At 55.4% G+C, this 2,587-nt stretch carries 2 protein-coding genes and 1 pseudogene; all 3 read left to right on the plus strand.

Translation table 11 applies throughout. The annotated features are described in order from the left end of the window. A partial coding sequence (locus tag ACIPLA_RS28135; protein WP_401177740.1) for an ExbD/TolR family protein occupies window positions 1-329 on the plus strand: 329 nt, incomplete at its 5' end. Beyond that, complete coding sequence (gene tolA / locus ACIPLA_RS28140; protein ID WP_008072426.1) at window positions 329-1,408, plus strand: cell envelope integrity protein TolA; 1,080 nt, start codon at window positions 329-331, stop codon at window positions 1,406-1,408. The genes ACIPLA_RS28135 and tolA, both read left to right, overlap by 1 nt. A 29-nt stretch (window positions 1,409-1,437) precedes the next feature. Then, window positions 1,438-2,587 (plus strand): annotated as a pseudogene (gene tolB, locus ACIPLA_RS28145) (Tol-Pal system beta propeller repeat protein TolB); the annotation flags it as partial.

Raw genomic sequence — 2,587 nt, forward strand, 5'->3', positions numbered from 1 at the left:
AAGTTGATCTGCCCAAGGTTTCCAGCGAAGCCTTGCCGCAGGACAACAACACTCAGGTCCTGACCATTTCGATCAAGTCTGACAAGACCTACTACTGGAACCTTGGCAGCGAAGTCGACACCGAAAAGCAGCAGGACAAGGCCATGACCTTGCCGCAAATGACTGACGCGGTGACCAAGATCATTCGCGCCGGTACTGAAGGCGGCAAGCGTACCCAGGTATTCATTCGTGGCGACAAAACCGTCGATTACGGCTCCGTCATGGGCGCGATGGGCGGGTTGCAGAAAGCCGGGGTCGGTAATGTTGGCTTGATTACCGAGGCACCCTGATGCAGCAAATGCGAGAGCCGTCCGCCTCGGAAAGCTACTTCTGGCCTAGTGTCTGGGCGATTGTCTTGCACGTGCTGGTGTTCGGCATGCTGTTCGTCAGTTTCGCCTTCACACCGGAGCTGCCGCCGGCCAAGCCGATCGTCCAGGCGACCCTGTACCAGTTGAAATCGAAAAGTCGGGCGACCACCCAGACCAATCAGAAGATTGCGGGTGAAGCGCAGAAATCTGCTGCGCGCCAGACCGAAGTCGAACAGATGGAACAGAAAAAGATCGAGCAGGAAGCGATCAAGGCCGCGGAACAAAAGAAGGAAGATGCGGCTCAAAAAGCCGAAGAATCCAAGAAGGCCGACGAGACGAAGAAAGCGGAAGAGGCAAAAAAGGCTGATGAAGCCAAGAAAGCCGATGAAGCCAAGAAGACCGCCGAAGCCAAAAAGGCCGAAGAGAAACAATTGGCTGATATAGCCAAGAAGAAATCTGAAGAAGAAGCCAAGAAAGCTGCTGAAGAAGAGGCCAAGAAAGCGGCCGCTGAAGAAGCGAAGAAAAAGATCGTCGAAGACGCGAAGAAGAAAGCCGCCGAAGACGCCAAGAAGAAATCTGAAGCTGAAGAGGCGAAGAAGAAAGTCGCCGAAGACGCGAAGAAGAAAGCTGCTGCCGATGCCGCGAAGAAAAAATCGCAGGAAGCGGCGCGTAAATCCGTCGATGAGAAAAAGGCTCAGGCCCTGGCAGATTTGCTTTCCGACACGCCGCAGCGTCAGCAGGCCTTGGCCGATGAGCAGGGTGACGAAGTCGCCGGCAACTTCGATGACCTGATTCGCTCGCGTGCTTCTGAAGGTTGGGCGCAGCCACCGTCGGCCCGCAAGGGCATGAAAGTGATCCTGCAAATCAACATGCTGCCTGACGGAACGATCTCCGGCGTATCGGTTGCCCGTTCCAGTGGCGATGTGCCGTTCGACAGTTCAGCGGTAGCGGCAGTAAAAAATATTGGTCGATTGACCGAAATGCAGGGTCTGAAGCCAGCTGATTTCGCACCCTATCGTTCATTCAAGATGACATTCACACCTGAGGATCTAGCCTTGTGAGAAACCTTCTTCGAGGACTGCTTGTAGTCATGTTCTGCTTTGCAGGACTGGCCACGGCAGATGAAAAAAATATCCTGGTCAGCAGTGGTAGCTCCCAGGCAACTCCAATTGCCGTAGTGCCATTCGGTTTCCAGGGTGGCACCGTGCTGCCGGATGACATGGCCGAAATCATCGGTAACGACCTGCGTAACTCGGGTTACTACGCACCGATTCCAAAGCAGAACATGATCAGCCAGCCAAGCCAGGCCAGCGAAATCATTTTCCGTGACTGGAAGGCTGTTGGCGCCCAGTACATTATGGTTGGCAGCATTGTTCCAGCGGGCGGTCGCCTGCAGGTTCAATACGCACTGTTCAACGTCGCCACCGAGCAGCAAGTGCTGACTGGCAGCGTGTCGGGCAGCGTCGATCAACTGCGCGACATGGCGCATTACATCTCCGACCAGTCGTTCGAGAAACTCACCGGTATCAAAGGTGCGTTCTCGACTCGTCTGCTGTACGTGACGGCCGAGCGGTTCTCCGAGAAGAACACTCGCTACACGTTGCAACGTTCGGACTATGACGGTGCCCGTGCCGTGACACTGCTTCAATCGCGCGAGCCGATCCTGTCGCCGCGTTTTGCACCGGATGGCAAGCGCATTGCCTATGTCTCGTTCGAGCAGAAGCGTCCGCGCATTTTCATGCAGAACATCGACACCGGTCGCCGTGAGCAGATCACCAACTTCGAAGGCCTGAATGGTGCGCCAGCATGGTCGCCGGATGGTCAGCGTCTGGCATTCGTACTGTCGAAAGACGGTAACCCGGACATCTATGTGATGAACCTGGGTTCGCGTCAGATCAGTCGCGTCACCAACGGTCAAGGCATCAACACTGAGCCGTTCTGGGGTAAAGATGGTTCGACCATCTACTTCACCTCCGACCGTGGCGGCAAGCCACAGATCTACAAAACCAGCGCAAGCGGTGGTGGTGCGGAGCGTGTGACCTTCATCGGTAACTACAACGCCAACCCTAAACTGTCGGCCGATGAAAAGACCCTGGTGATGATCCATCGTCAGGAAGGCTTCACCAATTTCAAGGTGGCGGCCCAGGATTTGCAGCGCGGTAGTGTAAAGATCCTCACTGATAGCACTCTGACGAGTCACCTACTGTTGCGCCCAACGGCACCATGGTAATCTACGCCAC

Source organism: Pseudomonas sp. NPDC086112 (assembly GCF_044746425.1).
GTDB lineage: Bacteria > Pseudomonadota > Gammaproteobacteria > Pseudomonadales > Pseudomonadaceae > Aquipseudomonas.